The organism is Pseudanabaena sp. 'Roaring Creek' (genome assembly GCF_001402795.1).
GTDB lineage: Bacteria > Cyanobacteriota > Cyanobacteriia > Pseudanabaenales > Pseudanabaenaceae > Pseudanabaena.
In genome coordinates this window covers 1-1910 of record NZ_LIRE01000593.1, presented here as the reverse complement: position 1 = coordinate 1910, position 1910 = coordinate 1, and the positions used below count along the sequence as shown (strand labels likewise).

Sequence of the window (1910 nt, the reverse complement as noted above, 5' to 3'; positions counted from 1 at the left end):
TAGTTATATAGAGGACAATGAGACGAAGATTAATGCTTATTTGACTTTGGCGAAGGTGAAGTCGAAGGAGGAGATTATTAAGTTGGCTGCGGTGTGGGAGGAGCTGTATGGGGCTTTGCCTGAAGAAACGCAGGTATTGCTCAGGGTTATGGAATTGAAATTAGTGGCGCGTAAGGTTGGGGTGTTTCGCATTTATGCGTCGGAGGATGGGCGCGATCTGTTTCTGGACTCAAAGCTTACGGATTCGCTTTGGGAATTGCTTCATGCCAAGATCCCGATTGAGTTCTATTATCGTTTCTCTTTTGAGAAGGGAAGAATTAAGATTACGAGTCTCGCTCTCCTTCCTGGGGATAAGCAGGTGCATTTCTTGATTGAGTGGTTGGGCTGTTTTTTGACTTAAGCTTTAGACGATCGCTCGATCATCTCAGATTTTATGCCAAAGCATATCCAGTATGCGCTCTCACTTGAGGCGGATGAAAAGCTAGGACAATATGATCCTTGGGAACTCCTGCTGCAACCAGTTCATCAGTAATACCATCTTCGATACCATCATAGTGAATCCAGATTTTGTCGTTACGAATTTCGGCATGAACAACGCATCCATGTACTCGCCGACTATTTTCCCATCCTTCGCGCATCAGCATGAAATGGTTGCGATCGCGGCTAACAACAACGTAAGCACTCACGTCTCCATAGCGATAGGGAAGATCGGCATAGTATTGGAGCAGAGTTTCTAGGGTTTTGCGCCATAAGTCTAGGGTTTTATCTGTGGTTGCCATTGAATTATCCAACCTTCTTTGATGAGGGCGTTACAGTCGCTTATAAGTTGTGTTCATTTTGGGTCAAATAGTGGGCTAGGTTTGCGATAAGGCGTTGATACCGCTCTATTGAAATATTACCGATCGCTCCAATTACGTTTTTATTAGGGATGACGGTTAGAAAGCTTAATCGGATGGCAGAAGGAATAGTTAAGCCGCTTAATTCAAAGTCAGCATCATCGGGAGAAATGATTTCGTCAAAACTAGGGATATATTGCTTTAGTTGTGTACTTATTCCACAAACTAAAAGATCTTGATATTTTGGCATTTTCCTGAGAATTAATGCAGGACGATTTTTAATGGCTCCATTGGCTTGAGGGATAGGTGTGAGAATAATTTTACTTTCTTGCATAATTGCTGTTGTGTTCCTTGATTAGCTCTAATGGGTACTCAGGTTCATCTTCTCCATAGCATTGTTCTAAATTCTGTAAAGAGAAGGATTCGAGATTATCTTCTTGTTGAGATAGGTTGCTATCAATGTTGATGGAGTTAATGATTTGTTGCCAAAGTTCAACGGGGACAATTACATCGATTGTTTTGCCTTCGATGTTGGTGACGTAGCGGATACGGTTATCTGTTAGTGCGTTTGGTGTTGCGATTGCCATGATCATCATCCTCTTATCGTAGTTATATTTTATACCGCCGATCGCTAAATCTACAATGCGATCGCCTCTCCTCAAACCCAAACAAAACCCAATAATCGCGTTGGGACTAAACAATCGGCGATCGCTAGGCTTGAGGATGCTGATTATGATGGGCATTCGCTGTCAATGTTACAGAAAATTGCTGGTGCTCTTAATCAGAAGGTTGAGATTAAGTTTTTGGACACTAACATTGATACGAGTTTGGTATAGTCATAAAGTAGATTATCTTTTCATCATAGGGGGTAAAAATGCGAACTAAAGGATACGACTTTTTTATAACTAACTCACCTTACGCAGATAGAAAGCGCCCAAAAAAAATGACTGAGAATGTATACTGGAAGTAGGTTTGAGAGTAATTGCTTTGCCGAAACCAAGCTAAGATGAGGAAAGAAGATAAAAACATGAAGATGAACATGTTAGATCTTTATAGTGACTATCTAATTAGTTC

4 protein-coding genes are annotated in these 1910 nt (G+C 41.2%); 1 reads left to right on the top strand and 3 read right to left on the bottom strand.

The features are described 5' to 3' along the window. Nucleotides 1-400, top strand: a 400-nt coding sequence (locus AC805_RS16700) for a TRCF domain-containing protein (RefSeq protein ID WP_331459089.1), incomplete at its 5' end; no start/stop codon positions are given. Nucleotides 401-431: 31 nt separating this feature from the next. Here AC805_RS16700 and AC805_RS16695 read toward each other — a convergent pair. The 3 genes from AC805_RS16695 to AC805_RS25230 are packed head-to-tail and all read right to left on the bottom strand — an operon-like array spanning nucleotide 432 to nucleotide 1579. Next, nucleotides 432-779, bottom strand: a complete 348-nt coding sequence (locus tag AC805_RS16695; protein WP_055076455.1) for a XisI protein — start codon at nucleotides 777-779, stop codon at nucleotides 432-434. Between the two features lie 40 nt (nucleotides 780-819). Next, a complete protein-coding gene (locus tag AC805_RS16690) occupies nucleotides 820-1170 on the bottom strand; it encodes a type II toxin-antitoxin system PemK/MazF family toxin (RefSeq protein ID WP_055076454.1) in 351 nt (116 codons plus the stop codon). Then, nucleotides 1157-1579 carry a hypothetical protein gene (locus AC805_RS25230; RefSeq protein WP_055076453.1) on the bottom strand — a complete coding sequence of 141 codons (423 nt, stop codon included), beginning with the start codon at nucleotides 1577-1579 and terminating at the stop codon, nucleotides 1157-1159. Before AC805_RS25230 ends, AC805_RS16690 begins: the two co-directional genes overlap by 14 nt. Between the last annotated feature and the right edge of the window lie 331 nt (nucleotides 1580-1910).

Excerpts from the sequence above, each read along its gene's own strand:
- AC805_RS16695 (WP_055076455.1), bottom strand. The coding sequence starts at position 779 with ATGGCAACCACAGATAAAACCCTAGACTTATGGCGCAAAACCCTAGAA.
- AC805_RS16690 (WP_055076454.1), bottom strand. The coding sequence starts at position 1,170 with ATGCAAGAAAGTAAAATTATTCTCACACCTATCCCTCAAGCCAATGGA.
- AC805_RS25230 (WP_055076453.1), bottom strand. The coding sequence starts at position 1,579 with ATGCCCATCATAATCAGCATCCTCAAGCCTAGCGATCGCCGATTGTTT.